Origin of the sequence: Pseudomonas gessardii, assembly GCF_001983165.1 — a bacterium.
GTDB lineage: Bacteria > Pseudomonadota > Gammaproteobacteria > Pseudomonadales > Pseudomonadaceae > Aquipseudomonas > Aquipseudomonas gessardii.
Genome location: NZ_MNPU01000001.1, coordinates 505,574 through 524,801 on the forward strand (window position 1 = coordinate 505,574; position 19,228 = coordinate 524,801).

Annotated in this window: 18 protein-coding genes; 6 read left to right on the plus strand and 12 right to left on the minus strand. The window is 58.7% G+C overall.

What is annotated here, in order from left to right:
- The first annotated feature begins 65 nt into the window (after positions 1–65).
- Positions 66–281 (plus strand): DUF2970 domain-containing protein, encoded by a 216-nt coding sequence (locus BLL38_RS02015; RefSeq protein WP_076961084.1) that lies wholly within the window; start codon positions 66–68, stop codon positions 279–281.
- A 6-nt stretch (positions 282–287) separates the two neighbouring features.
- Here BLL38_RS02015 and BLL38_RS02020 read toward each other — a convergent pair whose 3' ends face one another.
- Complete coding sequence (locus BLL38_RS02020) at positions 288–1,367, minus strand: ABC transporter substrate-binding protein (protein ID WP_076961085.1); 1,080 nt, start codon at positions 1,365–1,367, stop codon at positions 288–290.
- Between the two features lie 452 nt (positions 1,368–1,819).
- Here BLL38_RS02020 and BLL38_RS02025 point away from each other — a divergent pair, with 452 nt between their 5' ends.
- Entirely contained in the window at positions 1,820–3,478 is a 1,659-nt protein-coding gene (locus tag BLL38_RS02025) for a nitrite/sulfite reductase (protein WP_076961086.1), read from the plus strand.
- Entirely contained in the window at positions 3,462–3,956 is a 495-nt protein-coding gene (locus BLL38_RS02030; protein ID WP_076961087.1) for a DUF934 domain-containing protein, read from the plus strand. Before BLL38_RS02025 ends, BLL38_RS02030 begins: the two co-directional genes overlap by 17 nt.
- Before the next feature lie 112 nt (positions 3,957–4,068).
- On the opposite strand, the gene BLL38_RS02035 is transcribed toward BLL38_RS02030, so the two are convergent.
- The 9 genes from BLL38_RS02035 to BLL38_RS02075 form a co-directional block, all read right to left on the minus strand.
- Entirely contained in the window at positions 4,069–4,761 is a 693-nt protein-coding gene (locus tag BLL38_RS02035; protein WP_076961088.1) for an outer membrane protein, read from the minus strand.
- Positions 4,758–5,234: an SRPBCC family protein gene (locus BLL38_RS02040; RefSeq protein ID WP_076961089.1), complete on the minus strand. Its 477-nt coding sequence runs from the start codon at positions 5,232–5,234 to the stop codon at positions 4,758–4,760. The genes BLL38_RS02035 and BLL38_RS02040 overlap by 4 nt, the downstream gene beginning before the upstream one ends.
- Positions 5,235–5,263: 29 nt before the next feature.
- A complete protein-coding gene (locus BLL38_RS02045; protein WP_076961090.1) occupies positions 5,264–8,677 on the minus strand; it encodes a beta-ketoacyl synthase N-terminal-like domain-containing protein in 3,414 nt (1,137 codons plus the stop codon).
- A 66-nt stretch (positions 8,678–8,743) separates the two neighbouring features.
- Positions 8,744–9,595, minus strand: coding sequence for a hypothetical protein (locus tag BLL38_RS02050; protein WP_076961091.1), 852 nt, complete (start codon positions 9,593–9,595; stop codon positions 8,744–8,746).
- Positions 9,596–9,707: 112 nt separating this feature from the next.
- Positions 9,708–11,462, minus strand: coding sequence for an FAD-dependent monooxygenase (locus BLL38_RS02055; RefSeq protein ID WP_076961092.1), 1,755 nt, complete (start codon positions 11,460–11,462; stop codon positions 9,708–9,710).
- A 3-nt stretch (positions 11,463–11,465) separates the two neighbouring features.
- Entirely contained in the window at positions 11,466–12,077 is a 612-nt protein-coding gene (locus BLL38_RS02060) for an HAD-IB family hydrolase (protein ID WP_076961093.1), read from the minus strand.
- Positions 12,067–13,584, minus strand: coding sequence for a class I adenylate-forming enzyme family protein (locus tag BLL38_RS02065; protein ID WP_076961094.1), 1,518 nt, complete (start codon positions 13,582–13,584; stop codon positions 12,067–12,069). Before BLL38_RS02065 ends, BLL38_RS02060 begins: the two co-directional genes overlap by 11 nt.
- Positions 13,585–13,660: 76 nt before the next feature.
- Positions 13,661–14,674: an SDR family oxidoreductase gene (locus BLL38_RS02070; protein ID WP_076961095.1), complete on the minus strand. Its 1,014-nt coding sequence runs from the start codon at positions 14,672–14,674 to the stop codon at positions 13,661–13,663.
- 225 nt (positions 14,675–14,899) lie between these two features.
- Entirely contained in the window at positions 14,900–15,301 is a 402-nt protein-coding gene (locus BLL38_RS02075; RefSeq protein WP_076961096.1) for a MerR family transcriptional regulator, read from the minus strand.
- A gap of 72 nt (positions 15,302–15,373) precedes the next feature.
- Here BLL38_RS02075 and BLL38_RS02080 point away from each other — a divergent pair, with 72 nt between their 5' ends.
- On the plus strand, positions 15,374–16,597 hold the full coding sequence (locus tag BLL38_RS02080) for an NADH:flavin oxidoreductase/NADH oxidase family protein (RefSeq protein ID WP_076961097.1): 1,224 nt from the start codon (positions 15,374–15,376) through the stop codon (positions 16,595–16,597).
- A gap of 71 nt (positions 16,598–16,668) precedes the next feature.
- Here BLL38_RS02080 and BLL38_RS02085 read toward each other — a convergent pair whose 3' ends face one another.
- Positions 16,669–17,226 carry an NADPH-dependent FMN reductase gene (locus BLL38_RS02085; RefSeq protein ID WP_076961098.1) on the minus strand — a complete coding sequence of 186 codons (558 nt, stop codon included), beginning with the start codon at positions 17,224–17,226 and terminating at the stop codon, positions 16,669–16,671.
- A gap of 227 nt (positions 17,227–17,453) precedes the next feature.
- On the opposite strand from BLL38_RS02085, the gene BLL38_RS02090 reads away from it, so the two are divergent.
- Positions 17,454–17,678, plus strand: coding sequence for a hypothetical protein (locus BLL38_RS02090; protein WP_076961099.1), 225 nt, complete (start codon positions 17,454–17,456; stop codon positions 17,676–17,678).
- 92 nt (positions 17,679–17,770) lie between these two features.
- A complete protein-coding gene (locus tag BLL38_RS02095; RefSeq protein WP_076961100.1) occupies positions 17,771–18,661 on the plus strand; it encodes a LysR substrate-binding domain-containing protein in 891 nt (296 codons plus the stop codon).
- 3 nt (positions 18,662–18,664) lie between these two features.
- Here the strand turns inward: BLL38_RS02095 and BLL38_RS02100 are convergent, their stop codons facing one another.
- On the minus strand, positions 18,665–19,228 hold the full coding sequence (locus tag BLL38_RS02100) for a GNAT family N-acetyltransferase (RefSeq protein ID WP_076961101.1): 564 nt from the start codon (positions 19,226–19,228) through the stop codon (positions 18,665–18,667).

Here is a 19,228-nt window from a genome sequence, read left to right on the forward strand (position 1 = left end):
GACAACGGTAACTACGTCTATTCTGTTGGGAGTTGTAACCTCCCCCAGACCTCCCAGGAGGACTCATGGACACACCGGACAACAAACCGCCAACCTTCTGGCAGATGCTGCATAGCGTGATGGCTGCCGCTTTTGGCGTGCAGAGCGGCAAGAACCGCGCGCGGGACTTTACCCACGGCAAGCCCAGCCATTTTGTGGTGCTGGGGATCCTGTTTACCGCCGTGTTTGCCCTGACGCTGTTTGCCATCGTCAAGCTGGTGCTGCATGTGGCTGGGGTCTAGGCCCGTTTATTTCAGCAGCATCTGCAGGCTGAAGGGATACGGGTAGGCCGCCGGTTTATCCAGGGCCGACAGCGCATGAAAATCCACGCTGTCACCCTCATGGTTGCGCAGGTCCAACAAACGCTGGGCCTGTGGCTCGTCAATCAATTGAAATAACCGCACCTGGCGCTCGCGCCCGCCATGGCGCTGGATATCCACGCCTGCTGCGTCGTCGTGCAGCAGCACCATGGCCCAACCACCCACCGTAAAATGCCCGGCCACCAGCGCACTGATCCGTCCCTGCAGGCGCGCTTGCAGGACGTCGGGCGAGCTGTTGACAGCGCTGAACAACACCTCCTTGCCGGGTGTGCGTGCGCTGCCATCCAGGGCCTGCATGGCCCCCAGGGCCATTTCATCATTGGCCGACCAGACCAGCGCGGTCTTCGGGTAGCGCTTGAACATCTGGGTGGCCTGCTCAAAGGCGCGCTGGCGGCTCCATTCGCCGTAGACCAGCTGGCGCAGATGGACTTCGGGGTGCTCGCGCAAGGCCCGTTGCAGGCCCTGCTCGCGCGCCTGGGCGGTCGGGGTGTGCTTGGCCCCGGAAAACGCCAGCAGGTCCAGGCTCTCGCCCGCCGGGACCGGCCCCCGTTGGCGCAACAACTCCTTGAGCATCAGGTAGCCGCCCTCCTCGTCGTTGGCCGTGATACTGCCCAGCCAATTGGGGTATTTGCCCGCGTCCAGCAACTGCGTCTGGTCAGGGGTCAGGGCGTTATTGACGATCAGCAGCTTGACCTGGCTGCCCTGGGCCATCCGTAAAATCTGCGGGGCGATATATTGCTCATTGACCAGCACCAGGTAATCCGGGGGCTGCGGGCCTTGCAGCGCTTCGCGGGCCTGTTGCAGGGTGTTTTGCCGGTCGCGCTCGGAATAGCGCACACGCAAATCCAGGCCGAGGTCCTTGGCCGCGGCCTGCATGAATTGCGCATAACTGACCCAGAAGGTTTCCGTGGACAGACCGGGGTTGAGAAACACCACCGACGTGGCATGGGCCATCGTCCCGAACATCATCCCCACCCACCACAAGCACCCGCAGAGAACCTTCAACATTGCTGCCCGAACCCTGAAAATTGACAGATCATGATAGTGGCAATAAGCCTTTTGATCTTGGCTATTTGTCAGCAGCGCGAACAGCTTCGTCGCGGTCAGTTCCCCCTATTGGTGGCTGACCCAGAACACGGCGGTACACACCACCAGGATAATCAGAAACAGAATCGCCCAGGCGTCCACGGTACTGTCGGGTTTACGGGCTTTGGTTGGATTGCTCATCGCATCGCCTCTTGTCGGTTTTATGGCTGATTGCATTAAGACTCGACCACAGTAAAGTCGATGATTGCCCGCATGACAAATGTGGGTATCGCGATAACCGTTCTCATTAGGCTATTTGGTTATTTGCATATGCTAAAACATCACTTTTGCGCATAAACGCAAGCTGGTATCGTGCGCCGGCTCCGTTGCGAGTGCGCGGCCGTGCGCGCAGATTTGCCGAGAACAGGACCTATATGTACGTATACGACGAATACGATCAGCGCATCATCGAGGACCGCGTCAAGCAGTTCCGTGATCAGACCCGACGCTATCTGGCAGGCGAACTGAGCGAAGAAGAGTTCCGCCCTCTGCGCCTGCAAAATGGCCTTTATGTTCAGCGCTTTGCGCCGATGCTGCGGGTGGCCGTGCCTTACGGCCAACTGACTTCGCGCCAGACGCGCATGATGGCCAAGATTGCCCGCGACTTCGACAAGGGCTATGCCCATATCAGTACCCGCCAGAACGTACAGTTCAACTGGCCGGCCCTGGAAGACGTGCCGGACATCCTGGCTGAATTGGCCACCGTGCAGATGCACGCCATTCAGACCAGCGGTAACTGCCTGCGCAACGTGACCACCGACCAGTTTGCCGGCGTGGCCGCCGATGAAGTGATCGACCCGCGCCCCTGGTGCGAGATTGTTCGCCAGTGGACGACGTTCCACCCGGAATTTGCCTACCTGCCGCGTAAATTCAAGATCGCCATCAATGGCTCGGCGTCCGACCGTGCCGCGATCGAAGTCCACGACATCGGCCTGGAGCCGGTGTACAACGCCGCCGGCGACCTGGGTTTCCGGGTCCTGGTGGGCGGCGGTCTGGGGCGTACCCCGGTGGTGGGCGCGTTCATCAATGAATTCCTGCCCTGGCAAGACCTGTTGAGCTATCTCGACGCTATCCTGCGTGTGTACAACCGCTATGGCCGTCGCGACAACAAGTACAAGGCGCGCATCAAGATCCTGGTCAAGGCCCTCACCCCCGAGGTGTTTGCCCAGAAAGTCGACGCCGAGATGGAGCACCTGCGCGGCGGCCAGACCACCCTGACCGAAGCCGAAGTGCATCGTGTGGCCAAGCACTTTGTCGACCCGCACTACAAGGCCCTGGGCAACCAGGAAGCCGAACTGGCGGCACTCGACCAGCAACATCCGGGCTTTGCCCGCTGGCGCACCCGCAACACCCTGGCGCACAAGCAGCCGGGCTATGTGGCGGTGACCCTGTCGCTCAAGCCCACCGGCGTGGCGCCAGGCGATATCACCGACAAGCAACTGGACGCCGTTGCCGACCTGGCCGAGCGCTACAGCTTCGGCCAGCTGCGCACGTCCCACGAGCAGAACATCATCCTCGCGGACGTTGAGCAGAGCCAACTGTTCACCCTCTGGGGCGAACTGCGCGAAGGCGGTTTTGCCACGCCGAACATCGGCCTGCTGACCGATATCATCTGCTGCCCGGGTGGCGACTTCTGCTCCCTGGCCAACGCCAAGTCCATTCCCATTGCCGAATCGATCCAGCGCCGTTTCGACGACCTGGACTACCTGTTCGACATTGGCGAGCTGGACCTGAACATCTCCGGTTGCATGAACGCCTGTGGTCACCACCACGTCGGCCACATCGGCATCCTCGGGGTGGACAAGAAAGGCGAAGAATTCTACCAAGTGTCCCTGGGCGGCAGCGCCAGCCGCGATGCGAGCCTGGGCAAGATCCTCGGCCCATCCTTCGCCCAGGAAGCCATGCCTGATGTGATCGGCAAGCTGATCGACGTCTACGTCGAACAGCGCACCGAAGATGAGCGCTTCATCGACACCTACCAGCGCATTGGCATTGACCTGTTCAAGGAGCGCGTCTATGCAGCGAATCATTAAGAACAACCAAGTCGTCGACGAAACCTGGCACCTGCTGCCCAAGGATGCGAGCTTCGATGGCATCTCCAACTGCGACGACCTGATCGTGCCGCTGGCCCTGTGGCGCGAGCATGGCCACGCCCTCAAGGCCCGCGATGGCGGCCTGGGCGTGTGGCTGGACGCCGATGAAGAAGCCGAGGAAATCGGGGATGATGTGGCCCACTTCCAGGTCATCGCCCTGAACTTCCCGGCCTTCACCGACGGGCGCAACTACTCCAACGCACGCCTGCTGCGTGACCGCTATGGCTACAAGGGCGAGCTGCGGGCGATTGGCGATGTGCTGCGCGACCAGTTGTTCTACCTGCACCGCTGCGGCTTCGATGCCTACGCCTTGCGCGCGGACAAAGACCCGTACGAAGCGCTGGAGAGTCTCAAGGACTTTTCGGTGACGTACCAGGCGGCGACGGATGAGCCGTTGCCGCTGTTTCGCCGGCGCTGAAGCCAGCCGATAAAAAGCCCTGACATGTCAGGGCTTTTTTTGGGGTGGTACGCCGCGCCGGTCAGGCGCCTGCGGGTGCCCCTCCTTCGCGGCATCAGCCGTCAGCCATCACTCAGAAGCCATAACGCAGACCCAGCATCAAGGACTGCGCGCCATAGGTCATGCTCACATCGCCTGGGGGTAGGCCTTGAATGTCACCAAAATGCGCAGTGCGAGTCTTGAGGTAGCGGTATTCCAGGAGCATGGCCCATTGCTGTGACAGCTCATAACCGAACCCTGCGCCCAACTGGTAGGCCATTACGGTGTCACGATGGGTGCCACCAAATGAGACACCTCCGGCTTTCAGGCCGCTGACGCTCAGGTCAATGTAGCCCACCCCACCGCCAATATAAGGGCTGAACCGACTGAAGGACGCCGGGAGGTTAAAACCTTCATACCAAAGGTTGGCCATCAGACTGCTAGCGCGCTCTTCACCTTTGGCGTCGATGCTCCCGCCGCCATCGTAGACCCGGTTATTGAAGCGGACCAGGGCGTTTTTGCGATAACTCAACTCCAGTTCGGGCCTGAGCCCGACGGGAAATCGCCAGCCAACCGCCAGCCCGCTCGCGAGGCCGGAGTGCAAAGATTCGTCCAGCTCCACCTCGACAAAATTGACATTATTCTGGTTGAGGTCATGGGGAGCAACCCAGTTCAGCCCCCCCATTATCGTGACATACGGACCGAACGTTTCGGCGCACGCTGGAACGGTGAGTCCCAGGCCAATGACGCCCATCAGCAGGCGCTGAGTGTTTTTTCTTAAGTTCATACTCGCTCCAAATAGGTTGCCGATAGCTCATGCTCGGGATGAGTCAGGGCATTTGTCCGCTGCTCAGCCAACGCCCGCAGGTTGTCCAGTGCGGTGGCCATTACGGCAGTAAGCATTTTGCGTAACGGCCCCCGGTACAAAAAACTCAAGGGCCCGCAGATCTTCGCGCTGTGGATGACCTCGGTTTCCTGCGGGGAGAGCCGGTGCATCCGGTGGTCAAACTCAAGGTTGATCCACAGCAGCTTTGCCGTGTTCCGATAGCTCTCATGCAGCGTTACCGCCTCAATGGTCAGTGGCATGCGCAGGCCATTTTTGAGGATGCATTGACCTCGGGTTCCAGGCTGGAAAAGACCAGCAAGCTCACAATGGCTGACGTCGGTATCCCACAATGGCGCCTCGGAAAAATTGCTCCAGATCTTCCATATTTCACACGGGGGGGATTTGACGCGGATTTTCACAGTGACATCGTTCACGGTTTCACCTGGGTTAAGCGGAGGCGCTGTCATGCGCCAGAGTGAGCGCGACTCAGCAATTGCGCGGTAATTTCGGATTGACCGATCTTTGCTCCCTGGTTGAACAGGTCGATACAGATACGGTAGGTTTTGAAGGACTGCTCAGGTGCATCAACGTTGATGCGTGGCGCCAGTAACAGCGGGCTGTTCGTCGGGATCGGTCGATCCAGGGTGAAACTCAAGGCCAGCAGGTTCATCGGGGTGCCCACAGGGATGCGCCGGTGGCTGTGGGCGATCTGCATGAAGCACTGGCGGGCGACTTCCAGGAAATACACCATCGAATAGTGCTTGGGGCCGCCCTGCTGGAAAAAGTGCTCGTCAGCCGGCTTGAGGGTTTCTACGCTCAGGCCCTGGGCGATATCGCTCATGTCACTGACCAGCACGTTTTCTTGCCTGGCCTTGTGCAGCAAGGCCTTGTCGCGGCAGGCGGTCGCAGTGAACCGAGCGGCGGGCAACGCCTCGTGCACCGAGTGGTAGGCCATGCCCAGGGTGCAGGTGCACATGAGCTTGCCATCTTGGCGGACCGTGGCGCGGAATACCGGCAGGTCTTTGTCTTGCTCCAGCTGCAGATCAATCGCCCCTTCTTTTTGGACATAGCGCTGGAACTTGATATCCAGGGTGTTGACATAAGCAACCCGGCCACTGCGTGGAGGCATGGCGAGCTCGGCCAATTGCAGCACGCCCTCGATCAATAAAATGCCGGGGACGTGATCAAGTGGGTGATCAAAAAAGTAGGGGTGCGCTTCATTCACCACCAATTGAGCGTGCAGTGCCTGCGTACTGCGGCGGACATGACTAATCACGATGTTTTCCGGGCTGCGCTGCCAGTGCTCGGCAGGCCTGGCATGAGCGTCATGGTGCAGGGCAAACAGCTCTTCGATGGCCCGGCCCCTGACGCGTAGCGCCGCGAGCAGTGTCTCTGTCAGCCGGTCGCTGAGTTCCAGCATACCGCTGTCATCGCTTGGCAAATCAGCCACAGGGCTGACAGGACAGCCAGGCCCGCTGAAGGGCTGCAATGGCTGAGGCGTCGGGTGAGCGAAGCGCAATTCAAAGGGACGCTTGATGGCTGGGGCGCATTCAGGGGCTGTCGCGCCCCACTCCCGCAGTTTTTCAGTGAATAACCACATCACGGGCTCGCCGGCCTTGCGCACCTCGATCACCGAGTGAACCGCCGCCTTCATCATCACGGCCAACAGGGTTTCGACACCCGTGGCTTCAGCCAGGCAACCGGTTATCGCTTGCCATGAGCCGTCGGTACACGCTGCCGTTGGCTGCAACTCGCACACCTCAATATGCTGAACATCGCTTCGCACCTGGCCCAGCTGTGCGCACGCCTCTTCCAGCGAGGATGCGGCATGCCCCAGGACCGCTGCGCGGATCACCAACAACGGTGTGTCACTGGCGTCCGGTCGATAGGGCCGCAAGGCAAACACCCCCACCCCTTCCCCCTGGGACGTCGATGACTGCCGGATGCGTTCGAGCTCGGCGGGCGCACTGACAAAGCGCCCCGCGCCGAGCAAGAGCGTCGTGATACCTTCCTTGAACCATTGTTGCGCGGCCAGCAGGGCGTGCCAGAACAGCCCCGGTGTGCCGGCCAGCGTCTGATGAAACCCCTTGAAGTCAAAAATTTTCGCCGGATAGCCAGACAACATACTGGGCAAACCGGTTGCCACGTCCAGCGTATCCTGCCCAGGAGGGATGCCTTGTACCGGGCCCAAGGCATTGTGAACACGGCTGTAGACGTTGCTGAAGTGCTCTCCGCCCAGGTTGCAGCACATCACCATCGCGGCGCCGGATGAACCGGCCACCCCGGGCAGGCGGCGCAGTAAATGATTGACGCGATCGGTGATCAACAGTTTGAACGGATCGACACTGGCCAGTAGTTTGGGCCCCATGCCGAAGCCATCGATCTCAATCACATGATCCTGCGCCAGGAATCGCCCGGGCAACGGCTGAGCCGAAGCGGCCGCGCCCTCAACGAAGCGGCCATGGGGAAAACCAACCAGGGGAGCTGCCGGCTGATCAAGTTGTTGCTTAAGTGAATGTAGCGAGAAGTGGCTGCCAATCGCCGCTTCCGCCTCGACAATACCCAGGTCCAGCCTCAACACGCCGGGGCTGACTCGGGGGGCAATGGGCCGGTTGTCGGGCAGGTATTGATCCACCACCAGGTGCGCGTTGGCACCGCCAAAACCAAAGCTGGAGATGCCGATCCGAATCGCCGACTGACGGTCGGCCAAAGGCTGCCCCTGCCCGGTCGCCAGTTGCAGGCAGGATTCATCGAGCTTTGCGCTGGGTGAGTAGTCGGGCTGGGGGGGAATGGTTTTTTGTCGCAGTATCATCAACGTCTTGGCCAGCGAGGCACCGCCTGCCGCCGCCAGAGGGTGCCCGATCACCGATTTGATCGAGCCTATGGGTATTTTCTTACCGTCAGTGCAATAGGCACGCAAGAAGCTGCTCAACGAGTCGAGTTCGGTCGCATCCCCTAGCGGTGTACCCGTGCCATGGGTCTCGATGTAGTCCACCGTGCCGGGGTCCAGGCCGATATAGGCCCGTTGGTACGCCGCATATTGGGCTTGTTTGCCAGGGGAAAACACCGAGCCCTCGGCGCCATCGGCCGACAGCCCCAAGGCCCGCAGGATGCCCAGGGGGCGGCGCTGCGCCAGCAGGGCCTGGGAGACTGGCTCGACCAGGAAAGCCACCGCGCACTCCCCCGGCACAATACCGTCCGCGTCGCGCCCGAACGCCTGCATCCGGGCCCTGGGCGAAAAGGCGGTCAACTGGGAAAACCCAAGGAACAGTGGCAGTGGCAGTACCGTGTTCAATGCCATGACGATTGCGCTGTCCGCCTGCCCGCTGTTGACCAGGGCCTGGGCCATGTTGAGCGCGTAGGGGAACGAACTGCAGGCGGTGTCGACTGACAATGCCGGCCCTCCCAACCCCAGCGCAGTCGCCAGTTCCGCCACTTGTTCAGCTGGCCCATAGTGTGGCCCATGGGCCTCTGCCGACATTGCCGGCAGGAAAAAACTCTCGTCGCTCCAGGACGTCGCCACCACCAACGCGGTGCGCTCCCTGATCGGCGCCGAACCTTGGGTTGCCAGCTGGGCCAGGAGTGACTGGAGCACTTTCTGGCCGATGGCGACCTGCCGTCCTTCATACCGTGAAGGGGTCGTTGCGCTATCGGCCAGGCAATAAGCACTGTCCAGGTAGGTGCGATTCTTTTCCCCGACCGTGGCCGAATAGACCGAGGCTTTATCTTGCTCCCAACGTGGCAGCATCGAATTCAGAGGGGCCACCTGCCCTTGCGCCAACAAGTGCCAAAGCGCATCCACTGATGGCGCGCCAGGAAACTCACCGGCCATGGCGCTGAAACAAAAATCCCCCTCGGGTGTCACCGTGCTCTGCATGTCCTTTCCTCCTGATTGCCAAAATACCGAGAGATCCAGATCCCCTTTCTTGCAGCGGATCGTGTCTCAGCTCAGTCTTTCCAAAAGCGACAAGGTGTCCCGCGGCGTACGACATGACATCAACGCTTCACCGGCAAACTGGCTGGCAGGGCACTGCTGTGCCAGTGCCTGGCAAAACGCTTCGCGGGCAAAACCATTGAGGCCCAGTTCGGTAAAGGGCGTATCGATATCGAACGATTTGGGCTGGCCCGGGATCAGCGGTATCAAGGTGTCGAACAGCCGTTGGCGCAAGGCTGGCTCGGCGCTCTTGGCCTCAGGCGCTTGCGCTTCGGTGGCCGGGGCCGACTCGGGCGCGGCCAGGGCCGCGTTGATCAGGGCAATCGTGTGTTGCGGGCACTGGGCGTTGAGCAGTTCAGTGCCGCTGGCTCTGAGTTGCGGCCACAGGTCGACGAGCGACTCCAGGAAGTCCATCTGCACCAGGGAGTCCAGGCCCAGGCTTTCATAGGGCAGCGCCTGGTCGATCTGGTCTACGGTAAAACCGGTGATCGTCGCCAGTTGCTCCAGCACCAAGGCCTCGACATCCATGGCCGGCACCTGCGCACGGCTTGCCTCGTCAATGGTTACCGTTGCGAGCGGGACCGCGTCCACAGGCGAAGTCTCAAGCTGCACAAGCGCAGGGTTGAGCGGCGCCTCAACCCGACGGGCAAACACGCCCTCAAGGACTTGTTTATGGGCATTGAAATACTCCACCGTGACGGTTTCGGCCTGGGCCAGCAAACGCATCAATATTGATTCTTTCGCAGAATCCGAGTCGCACAGCGAATCAATGATTCGTTCTGAAAGAGAGAAATAACTCTGGGCCATTTTTCCATTGGCCACGATAAATTCCTGAATAACATTGCCAAGTTCAAAGCGCATGGAACTCTCCTAAGCAAAATTGCTTTACGTTATTTCAAACAGAGTATTAGTTCATGGCCAACGCTGGCCTTGTGCAAACCAATAAGCCGCCCGGAACTAAGTGTGAATAACTTTAAAGTTGTAATACCGCTGAATCAGTCGCGCAGGCTGCTGTTCTTTTGGCGCCCTTGAGCAGCCCGGACCTCAAGTGCAGATACGTCATGAGCGTGGTTGCATCCGGCCCCTGAAAAGCGATATAGCCATCAGGCCGAATCAGCATCAATGTGCCCGCTCGCGCGTGATAACGCTTGTGCAGTCGCCAATCCGGGTCCAATAACGTCGAATGCTCAAGCGGCGCCTCGGCACTGCTGAGAGCATCGATAACACAATAGGCCTTGATGCCCGGATAATCCTGCTGCACGGTATCAGCCAGTGCGTAATAGTCCGGCAATAAAGAGGAAAACTGATCGGCCGCACTAAAAATCAGTAACGTGAACGTGCCGTGGAACAGGTCGATCAAGTGTCTGGGTGGCGTACCCGGCGCTTGCCATAATTCAACATCGGGAGCCAGTTGGCCGGCACGAGGCACCGCGGTCTTGAACCGCAACTTTCTGTCTTTTTTATGCCAATGCGTGCGCTGCTTTTTTGTCAGGGACTCTTGAATATAATCACTTTTAGCGTAGCTGTAATGATGACCGGAAACCATTGAGGGCAACTTGCGCTGAACCGTACGCCAACGACTCAACAGCGGCAGGACATTATCCCGCAGCCAAACAAGCGCCCGGTGCTCAAGGGTAATCAGTGTGGTCAGTCGATGTGCCATGCTCTCGGCTTGCAAGGCTACCGGGTAGCGCTCTTCGTTATAGCTTTGCAGCAATGAGGGGGCTGCCAGGCCCTGATCGACATAGGCGATTTTCCACGCCAGGTTATACACCTCACTCATCCCCAGGTTCATCCATTGGCCCCCGATAGGGCTGCCGATATGGGCCGAATCGCCTGCCAGGAACACCGCACCGTGATGCAGTGACTGCACGCGACGATGCTGGAATGCGGCAAGGGTGGTCGATGTAATGTTGGACAGCGTCATCTTTTGCCCACGCCCTTCACACAGCTGCTGAAAGCTTTCCAGGCTCAAGGAAGGACGTTCACCTTCCGCCGGCAGTGCATAGGGCATCTCGATAAACAGTCGATAACGCGATTGAGCGTTGATCGGCGCGACGGCCACATAACCTTCCCGCGCACTCAGGAAAAAAGCCCCCTCGTCCGGTTTTCCGGACCACTCGATGTCAGCATCGGCCAGCATGAAGAACCGCTCGTAGGACGCCCCGTCGAAGGAGAGCCCAAGGCACTGTCTCACGGTGCTTCGAGCACCGTCGCAGGCGACTGCCCAGCGAACGGTCAAGCGTTCGTCGCTGCCATCGCCATGACGAAGGCCCATCTGCACGCAACCCTGCTGGTTCTGCAGGTCGACCAGTTCGGTATTCCACTCGACACTCCCCCCTGATGCCTCAAGCCGCTCAAGCAGGATTTTTTCCAGCATCGGCTGTGGCAAGCTCAGCAACAAAGGGTAGGCGGCATCTAGGTAGGAGAAGTTGTAGTTCAGCACCCGCCTGGCATTCGACTGCAGCGAAAACTGGTTGACCGTAAAACCGTTGCTGATAGCTTGCTCAGAGAGCCCCAGATCCCGAAGAATCTCCAGGGTTCTCGAATGCACGGCCATCGCTTTGGTCTCGGTCGAAGGGCCGGTATTTTTTTCAATAATGCGAAAAGAAACGCCCCATTTCTGCAGCAGGTTTGCCAGTAGCAGGCCAACAGGCCCGGCGCCGACGATCATGACCGTCGCTGGCCCACCGGATTGCCTGGGGGTTGAAGTGTTCGATACGTCCATAAGTCAGTACCAGTTTTTGTAGAAGGGAGCGTTGGCAATGCCGAGCAGGGCATCGTCGCCGGGTGAGTCGCCGTAGGCGTAAATGTAGAAATCATCCAGGTTGCCCAGGCAGCCTCTGAGCCGCATGACTTTTTCCATCCCGACACAGTTGGTGCCTGAAACGCCCCCCGTCAGCCTGTCATTCTCGGTTTCCAGGCGTGTACCGCACACATAGTCAAACCCCACGGCAGCCCCCCAGGGCGCCAGGTAGTTCTCTGGCGAATTGCTGACCAGCGCAGTGACATGGCCCATGGACTGATGCCATTGCAACCGGCGCAGTGCCTCGGGCCTGAGCATGCGCGGCAAGTGCTGCGTCACGAAATGCCGTGCATGCTCGCGTTCTTGCTCAACCGACACGCCGCCCAGGTAACAGGCAATGAAGGCCAGCCGAGCCTGCATCAACGGCGTCACGCCCAGGATCACGCTGAACGCCTTGGGCAACAGGGGGATCAGCTTGAGCCAGAACCTGTTTGTTCCCGCGATGTAACGCATATAGCGCCAGAACGTATGCCGGTCAGTGAGCGTGCCGTCAAAGTCAAAAACCGCCAGCACCGGTTGCGTGCCATCAGCTTGCATGGCTGGGCTCCTTGAGAACGCTGACCTCAATGGTCTTGGGCAGCTTGAACCCCGAGAGGTGCTGCGAGAGCAGCGTGGCGAGTACGCTTTGCGTCAGCGCGGCGTGCCCTTCAACACACAGGTGCAATGCGTTGATCTCTTTGTGGTCAGGCACGATGTAGGCTTTTGCACGCAGCACATCGGGGTGTTGCATAGCGACGGATTCGATCTCCATCAAGTCGACCATTTGCGCTTTGATCTTTGAGATGCGTAAGCGTTGGCGATAGAAAAACACGTGCCCGTCGTCATCGCGCCAAACCAGATCCCCCGTGTGCAGCCAGCCATCACGGAAGAACCGCTTGTTGGCTTCTTCGGCATCGGCGTAGCCATCAATCACCATCGCGCCGCGTACCAGCAATTCGCCGATCCGCCCGGGTGCGACGTCTTGTCCTTGAGCATCGACGACACGCAGTTCCACCCCCCTGATCGGCTGCCCCATGGCCCCGCGCTGCGTCACACCCAACGTGCTCTGGAGAAGCACGGGCATGGTCTCGGTCAATCCGTAGCCTTGCACTACCGGCTTGCAGCCCAGCAACCGTCCCAGTTTTTCGGCTTCGTCCGCGGGTAAATGGCTACCCCCCGAATAAATCATCAGCTTAGGGTGCATCGGCAACCGCGCGTCTTTGCGCTTGGCCAGTCGCGTATTGAAATAGCGAATGACATCGGGCACCAGGCAGGTAAAAGACACCTCATGCTGGGACAAGACCTCTGCCAGGTCCCTGTTGAGCAGGGTATTGGTCATCAACAAAGTGGCGCCCACGCTCAATGGAAAGACCATCATCGCGGTCAGCCCGAAGATCGCATGCAAAGGTAGCGTCACCAGATGAACGGAGCCGACCCCTTGTCGATGAATCTGCTCATGCATGCCATCGATTGCGTGTGTCATGTCGAGGTAGCGATGAGGAACTGCCAGCGGTTTGCCCATGCCCCGATAAGTGAACTGGATCGAGACGATTGGATTGCCTTCGGGCAACACCAGCGGTTCGCTGCGCTGCGCAAGCCCGGCCTCTGAGGTAGCATTTTCAGGCAGCGACGATGAGTCCCCGACCGTGTCCACTAACAAGGAGTGACGCACACCGTAGGTGAGCTGGAAAGTTTCGCGATGTTTTTCAAAAAGCGTTGCGGTGGTCACCACCAGCACAGGCCTGGCGCTGCCCACGACACTCGCCATTTCAAATGGCATCAACTTGTAGTTGAGGAGAACCGGAATTGCACCGCGCCCAATGATCGCTAAAAAGTAAGCGATAAACTCAACCCCACTGGGCAGTACAAGTGCAACTTTGTCGCCCGGAACAACATTCAACTCCTGGAGTGCGCCGTTGCATTTTTCGGCTTTTACTTGCAGCTCGCGATATGTAACAACACCGGCATCGACATCCAGATCCTTGATAGCAATATGTTCAGGGAAAGACTCTGAAATCCCGAAAAGTCGGTGAAGAAAGCCTTCCTTACAGGGCAAGGATTGCATTTATAAATACTCCTGATTTTTCAAACCAGCGAATGAGACCAAAGCACCTTAGGCACAGGTACAGCGATGCGCTCGCTTATGCTCTTTTTGTATTATTTTCACGTAACCAATCCAGTGTATCGGCCATTGTTTCACTCACCGGGCGAAACTGGCAGCCAAGATCCCGCAGGCTTTTTTCATGACTAAAACGGGTACATCCTTGTTCCTGCGCTATGAGTTTGACGGCCGACGTACTGATGAGTACCGGCTTTTTAGTGAGTCGATAATAAACTTCATGCGCACAGGCAATTATTCGTAGCATGAACAAGGGCACTTCGCGCTCCGGCGCCTTTATGCCACTGACCTGAGAGAGCACCTGGAAAATACCTTTCATGTCCATGTGGTTGCCAGCGGCCAGGTAGCGCTCACCTGATCGACCCTGTGTCATTGCAGCCAATAGATGCTCCGCCACATCTCTGGCATCTACCACTGAAAAGGTTCCGGGCGGTATGCCGGGCATTCTTTGCCCGACAAAGTCGAGCAGGAACTGCCCAGATGAGGTCGGACCAAGGTCGCCGGGACCAAACATCCAGCCTGGCAATACCATAGCGATAAACATATCCGGGTGCTGCAACAGAAAGGCCTGGATTTTTTGTTCCGAGACAATTTTACTCAAGTAATAGTTGTCCGCGTCCTGTTCATTTCGCGACATCGTTTCGTCAATCAATTGATCTCTATTGCCTTTCAAAACGGCAATAGATGAAGTATGAACAGCCCGGCGAATACCGGCGGCATAGGCGGCTTGCAATAGACGCTCAGTGCCAACGACATTTATTTGATGTAATTCTTTTGTGTGCGTTCCGCCTTTGTAGTTATCGCGAAAATAAGCCGCTGTGTGAAATAAGGCATCGCACCCTTGCATGTGATGACTGAAAGCCTCGACATCCAGTAAATCGCCCACAACAAATTCAACAGGCAAATCGCCAAACTGTCTCCTGGCTTTCTCTGCGGAGCGAACCAGTGCCTTGACTTTGACCTTTCGGTTTACAAGTGCACGAACCACATTGTTTCCCAGCAGGCCAGTAGCACCTGTGACAAAGGCATAATTCATTGGATTCCAACTCCTGCGAGTTATCTCAAAGTGCTCAAAAACAAGCGTTCAGCCAGGGATAGGCGAGCGATGGGATCTTACTCATCTGAAGCTTGAATACATGTAGGACACTTCGATGCCTAATGCCGAATTATCTTTGTAACACTTTTAAGTTCCTGGCAGAGGAACCCCGCCTCTCCTCTTTTTAACCAGTGAAACAGTGGTGCTCTTGAACAGGCTTCCAAGTCAACGGCTCTTGATTGACGACAGTACCGCCTGCTGCCCCATCGAACACGGCACGCCTTCCGGTTGCGCCCGCACCGCCTCGATCACGCCCAGCAACTGCGCCTTGCTGTGCGCCAACTGCGCCTGCATCACTTCGATCTGCAGCACTTTGCGTTCCAGCCCCTGGATCAACTCATCACGCTTGTGCTCGCCTTCGGCGGGCATCAACGCCTTGAGTTCCTGCAAGGTAAACCCGGCCTGTTGCGCGCTCTGGATCAGTTGCAGCGTTTGCAGCGCCTCGGGTGCATAGCGCCGATAACCGTTGGCCTGACGCCCCACCTGGCTGATCAACCCTTGAGCCTCATAAAAACGGATGCGCGACGCGGCCAGGCCACTCTGTTTTGCCAGTTCGCCAATATTCATTAACCGATCCTGCTTGACATTAAAGTTAACTTTAATCTTAGCCTGAGGCCTCACCTGCTCAGGAGTCAATCCATGTCACCCTTCGAACCCTTGCAACTGCCCAACGGCCAAGTCATCGCGAATCGTATCGCCAAGGCGGCGATCGAGGAAAATATGGCCGACAGTCAACATGCCCCCTCCCATGAGTTGAAACAGCTGTACAAGACCTGGGCGGACGGTGAGCCAGGCCTACTGTTGACTGGCAATGTCATGATTGATCGTCATGCCATGACCGGTCCGGGTGGTGTTGTCCTGGAAGACGAACAACACCTGGACAGCTTCCGCGAATGGGCGGCCATCGGCCGGGCCAAAGGCGGGCATTTCTGGATGCAGCTAAATCATCCTGGGCGCCAGACCATGGCCAATCTTGGTCAGCAAGCCCTGGCACCGTCGGCGGTGTCCCTTGACCTGGGTCGTTTTTCGAAAATATTCGCCAAACCCTGGGCGATGAGCGAAGACGCTATCCAGAACGTAATCACACGCTTTGCCACCAGCGCGCGCCTGGCCGAAAAAGCCGGGTTCAGCGGTGTGCAAATCCATGCCGCCCACGGCTACCTGATCAGCCAGTTCCTCTCGCCCCTGAGCAACCTGCGCGATGATCGCTGGGGCGGTTCGCTGGAAAACCGTGCCCGCTTGTTGGTCGACGTGGTCAAGGCTGTCCGGGCGGTGGTCAGCCCTGGTTTTTGCGTGGCGGTAAAACTCAACTCGGCAGACTTCCAGCACGGCGGGTTTGGTGCCAACGACGCGCAAGACGTTGTAGCAATGCTCAACACACTGCCTATCGACTTGCTTGAGCTGTCCGGTGGCAGCTACGAGGCGCCCGCGATGCAAGGTGAGGCTCGCGATGGGCGCACCCTCGCCCGGGAAGCCTACTTCCTGGAGATGGCCAGTGAACTGGCGAAACAGGCCAATATGCCGGTAATGGTCACGGGTGGGATCCGCCGTTTGCCGGTGGTGCAACAGGTCATGGACAGTGGCATCGCCATGGCAGGTATTGCAACGGCGCTGAGCCTGGAGCCGCAACTGATCAAGCAGTGGCGAGAGGGGCGCGACAGTCATCCCCAATTGCGCCCGGTTCGCTGGAAAGGCAAGACGCTGGCATTCCTGGCAGCCATGGCGATGGTGCGCTATCAACTGCGCCGGCTGAGCCAGGGCCGCCAGCCGAATCCGCGCGTGGCACCGCTGCTGGCACTGCTTCAATACCAGTGGCTCATTGCCAGACGCACACGGCAATACCGCACGGCGATGGCCGGTTAAACAGCCAATCAGCAGGCCGTGCAACTGGCAAGCCGACTGGCCTGGGCGGATCTTGCAGGTACGGCGTGCGCTCAGCCCTTCTGTTTCGCGACCCACTGGCCATAGGCATCGATAAACGCCTGCAGGAACGACCGGGTTTTTTCCGCGAGCTTGCCCGACTCATCGAAGGCGCTGCCCGCGCCACTCAGGTACGCTTCCGGCTGCTGCATGCAGAGCACATCCAGAAACACCAGGGACTGACGCAAATGGTGGTTGGCGCCGAAGCCACCAATGGCCCCCGGCGACACACTGATGACCGCCCCCGGCTTGCCGCTCCAGACGCTCTGGCCGTAGGGCCGCGACCCCACATCAATAGCGTTTTTCAGGGCCGCCGGGACCGAGCGATTGTATTCAGGGGTCACAAACAGCACGGCATCAGCGCCAGCCACTTGTTGGCGGAAGGTGGTGTAGGCCGCAGGTGGCGTTGAGCTTTCAAGGTCTTCGTTGTACAGCGGCAATTCGCCGATCTCGACAATCCTGAGCTCCAGATTGGTCGGTGCCAACTGGGCCAATGCCAGGGCGACCTTACGATTGATCGACTCTTTTCTCAAGCTGCCGACCAGTACGGCAATCGTGTAGACCTTGCTCATGGGGTTTTCCCTACATCTGACTAAAGGAACCTACAGTTATAGAGCCTTCACCGGCCTATCACCAGCAGGTTTTGCCCCTTCGGCGGTGGTTTTGCGCCGAGACTTGCTTGTAGGAAAAATAAGCGGAACATCAGCGAATAGTATTTTTTCTATGTAGGTAAACTACCCAGCTCAATGACGGTCTACAGAACCGCAAATCGGTGTTTTTCTCCAGAGGTTCTAAACAGATGGCAGCAGTACTTGTCGGACAATTCCATGCCCGCGACGCGGAAGGCCGCGTTTATTCCGTGCATGAATTCCAGGAGTCCACCCCGTCCGCCGACGGTTCAGAGCCTGCAATTTCCTACAAACTGGCGATTGGCGACCGGGTCAACAAGGTCGACGACAATACCTTTGTCCTGGTTCAGTCGCAGGTCTCCCTGACTCGCGAACCCGAAAACACGCCTGTTTGATAAGGCTGTGCCCTCCGGCAGAAGTCATATGAACGGACTTGGGTTAGGATTCACCCGTTGAATCCCTTACCTGCTGAACATGGACTTCATGCATGCGTTTACGTCATATCGAAGTGATTCAAGCCATTTTGCAGACCGGACACCTCGGCACCGCCGCCGAATGGTTGCAATTGGCTGTGTCCGACGTGGACGCTACCCTCAAGGACGCTGAACAGCAGTTGGGTTTCATGTTGTTCGCCAGCGTCCGCGGGCGGTTGCAGGCAACCCGTGAAACCCTGGCCCTGCAAACGCAGATCGCCCACCTTTACGAAGCCCTGGAGCCGGTGCAGCGCCTGGCCAGTAGCCTCAAGCACCACCACGCCCCGCCGTTGCGCACGCTGTGCACACCGCCCCTGGCCAATCAGTTGCTGCCGCAAAGCATTGCGCTGCTGCGCCGACGCTTCCAGGACACACCCTGCAACCTGTCCAGCCAAGCCACCCGGGATATTGTCAGGAGCCTGCTGCTGCATGAAGCCGACCTGGGCCTGAGCCTGCATGACCCCGAGCACCCGCAAATCACCCGTACCGTGCTGGCCCAGGGCAAGTTGCAGTTGTTGGCGCCCCACGGCTGGCTCAAGCCCCGGCAGAAATACATCGCCCTGCAGGAGCTGGCCGGCCAGTCGATGATCGGCCTGGAGGGCCAGGACCCGCTGAGCCAGTTGCTGGACAGCAAGTTGCAGGCGCTGCGGCCGCTGCCGGTGATCCAGACGCGGGTACAGACCTACCAGATGATGCGCAGCATGGTCGAGGCCGGCGAAGGGCTGGCGGTGGTCGACCCCTTCACCGCCAGCGGCGCGCGCGAGGCCGGGCTCGATACCTGCCCACTGTCGCCGCCGATCCTGGTGAGCCTGTATGGGTTGACGCTCAAGGACAGCAGCCCGAGCCCGGCGCTCAATGCCTTGCTGGAGATTGTCACGCAGAAGGCCCAGGCGCTGTTGTCCTGACGGTCAATTGAACAAGCGATACCAGAAAATCGCCACCTCACGCGTCTGCGGATCAATCCCGCGATAACGCAGGTGGTCGATGCCGCCCAGCACATAACCACAACGCTCATACAAGCGGCAGGCCCCCAGGTTGTTGTTCTGGGTCTCCAGCATCATCCCCGGCAGGTTTTTCTTGCGGCTCCAGAACTGCGCCACATCGAGCAAGGCCTTGGCCACGCCATAGCGCCGTGCCGCCAGCACCACCGCCAGCTCATCGACATGGGCATAACCGTTCCAATTGGTACTGACGACGATATGGCCCACTGGCCTATCGTCCAGGTAGGCCATGAAGACCGCACTGTCGGTGGCATCGCGATAGCTGGCGAACTCCTCGGGATCGATGCCGTAGCACTTGCGGTAGGGCAACACCTGCTCCAGCGCCCACTGATCGACCGGCTTGCCCAGCTCCGGCGTGCCATACACGTCTACCTCAAAGCTGAAATCATTGCCCCATACGTAGGCGTCAAATCCCTCGTCGGCGACTCGTACACTGAGCCCCGGGTACTTCGGATTTACTACAGCTTGCAT

Bases quoted from the DNA above. Each gene is read 5' to 3' on its own strand.
- BLL38_RS02015 (WP_076961084.1), top strand. From the start codon at position 66: ATGGACACACCGGACAACAAACCGCCAACCTTCTGGCAGATGCTGCAT.
- BLL38_RS02020 (WP_076961085.1), bottom strand. From the start codon at position 1,367: ATGTTGAAGGTTCTCTGCGGGTGCTTGTGGTGGGTGGGGATGATGTTC.
- BLL38_RS02025 (WP_076961086.1), top strand. From the start codon at position 1,820: ATGTACGTATACGACGAATACGATCAGCGCATCATCGAGGACCGCGTC.
- BLL38_RS02030 (WP_076961087.1), top strand. From the start codon at position 3,462: ATGCAGCGAATCATTAAGAACAACCAAGTCGTCGACGAAACCTGGCAC.
- BLL38_RS02035 (WP_076961088.1), bottom strand. From the start codon at position 4,761: ATGAACTTAAGAAAAAACACTCAGCGCCTGCTGATGGGCGTCATTGGC.
- BLL38_RS02045 (WP_076961090.1), bottom strand. From the start codon at position 8,677: ATGCAGAGCACGGTGACACCCGAGGGGGATTTTTGTTTCAGCGCCATG.
- BLL38_RS02050 (WP_076961091.1), bottom strand. From the start codon at position 9,595: ATGCGCTTTGAACTTGGCAATGTTATTCAGGAATTTATCGTGGCCAAT.
- BLL38_RS02055 (WP_076961092.1), bottom strand. From the start codon at position 11,462: ATGGACGTATCGAACACTTCAACCCCCAGGCAATCCGGTGGGCCAGCG.
- BLL38_RS02060 (WP_076961093.1), bottom strand. From the start codon at position 12,077: ATGCAAGCTGATGGCACGCAACCGGTGCTGGCGGTTTTTGACTTTGAC.
- BLL38_RS02065 (WP_076961094.1), bottom strand. From the start codon at position 13,584: ATGCAATCCTTGCCCTGTAAGGAAGGCTTTCTTCACCGACTTTTCGGG.
- BLL38_RS02070 (WP_076961095.1), bottom strand. From the start codon at position 14,674: ATGAATTATGCCTTTGTCACAGGTGCTACTGGCCTGCTGGGAAACAAT.
- BLL38_RS02075 (WP_076961096.1), bottom strand. From the start codon at position 15,301: ATGAATATTGGCGAACTGGCAAAACAGAGTGGCCTGGCCGCGTCGCGC.
- BLL38_RS02080 (WP_076961097.1), top strand. From the start codon at position 15,374: ATGTCACCCTTCGAACCCTTGCAACTGCCCAACGGCCAAGTCATCGCG.
- BLL38_RS02085 (WP_076961098.1), bottom strand. From the start codon at position 17,226: ATGAGCAAGGTCTACACGATTGCCGTACTGGTCGGCAGCTTGAGAAAA.
- BLL38_RS02090 (WP_076961099.1), top strand. From the start codon at position 17,454: ATGGCAGCAGTACTTGTCGGACAATTCCATGCCCGCGACGCGGAAGGC.
- BLL38_RS02095 (WP_076961100.1), top strand. From the start codon at position 17,771: ATGCGTTTACGTCATATCGAAGTGATTCAAGCCATTTTGCAGACCGGA.
- BLL38_RS02100 (WP_076961101.1), bottom strand. From the start codon at position 19,228: ATGCAAGCTGTAGTAAATCCGAAGTACCCGGGGCTCAGTGTACGAGTC.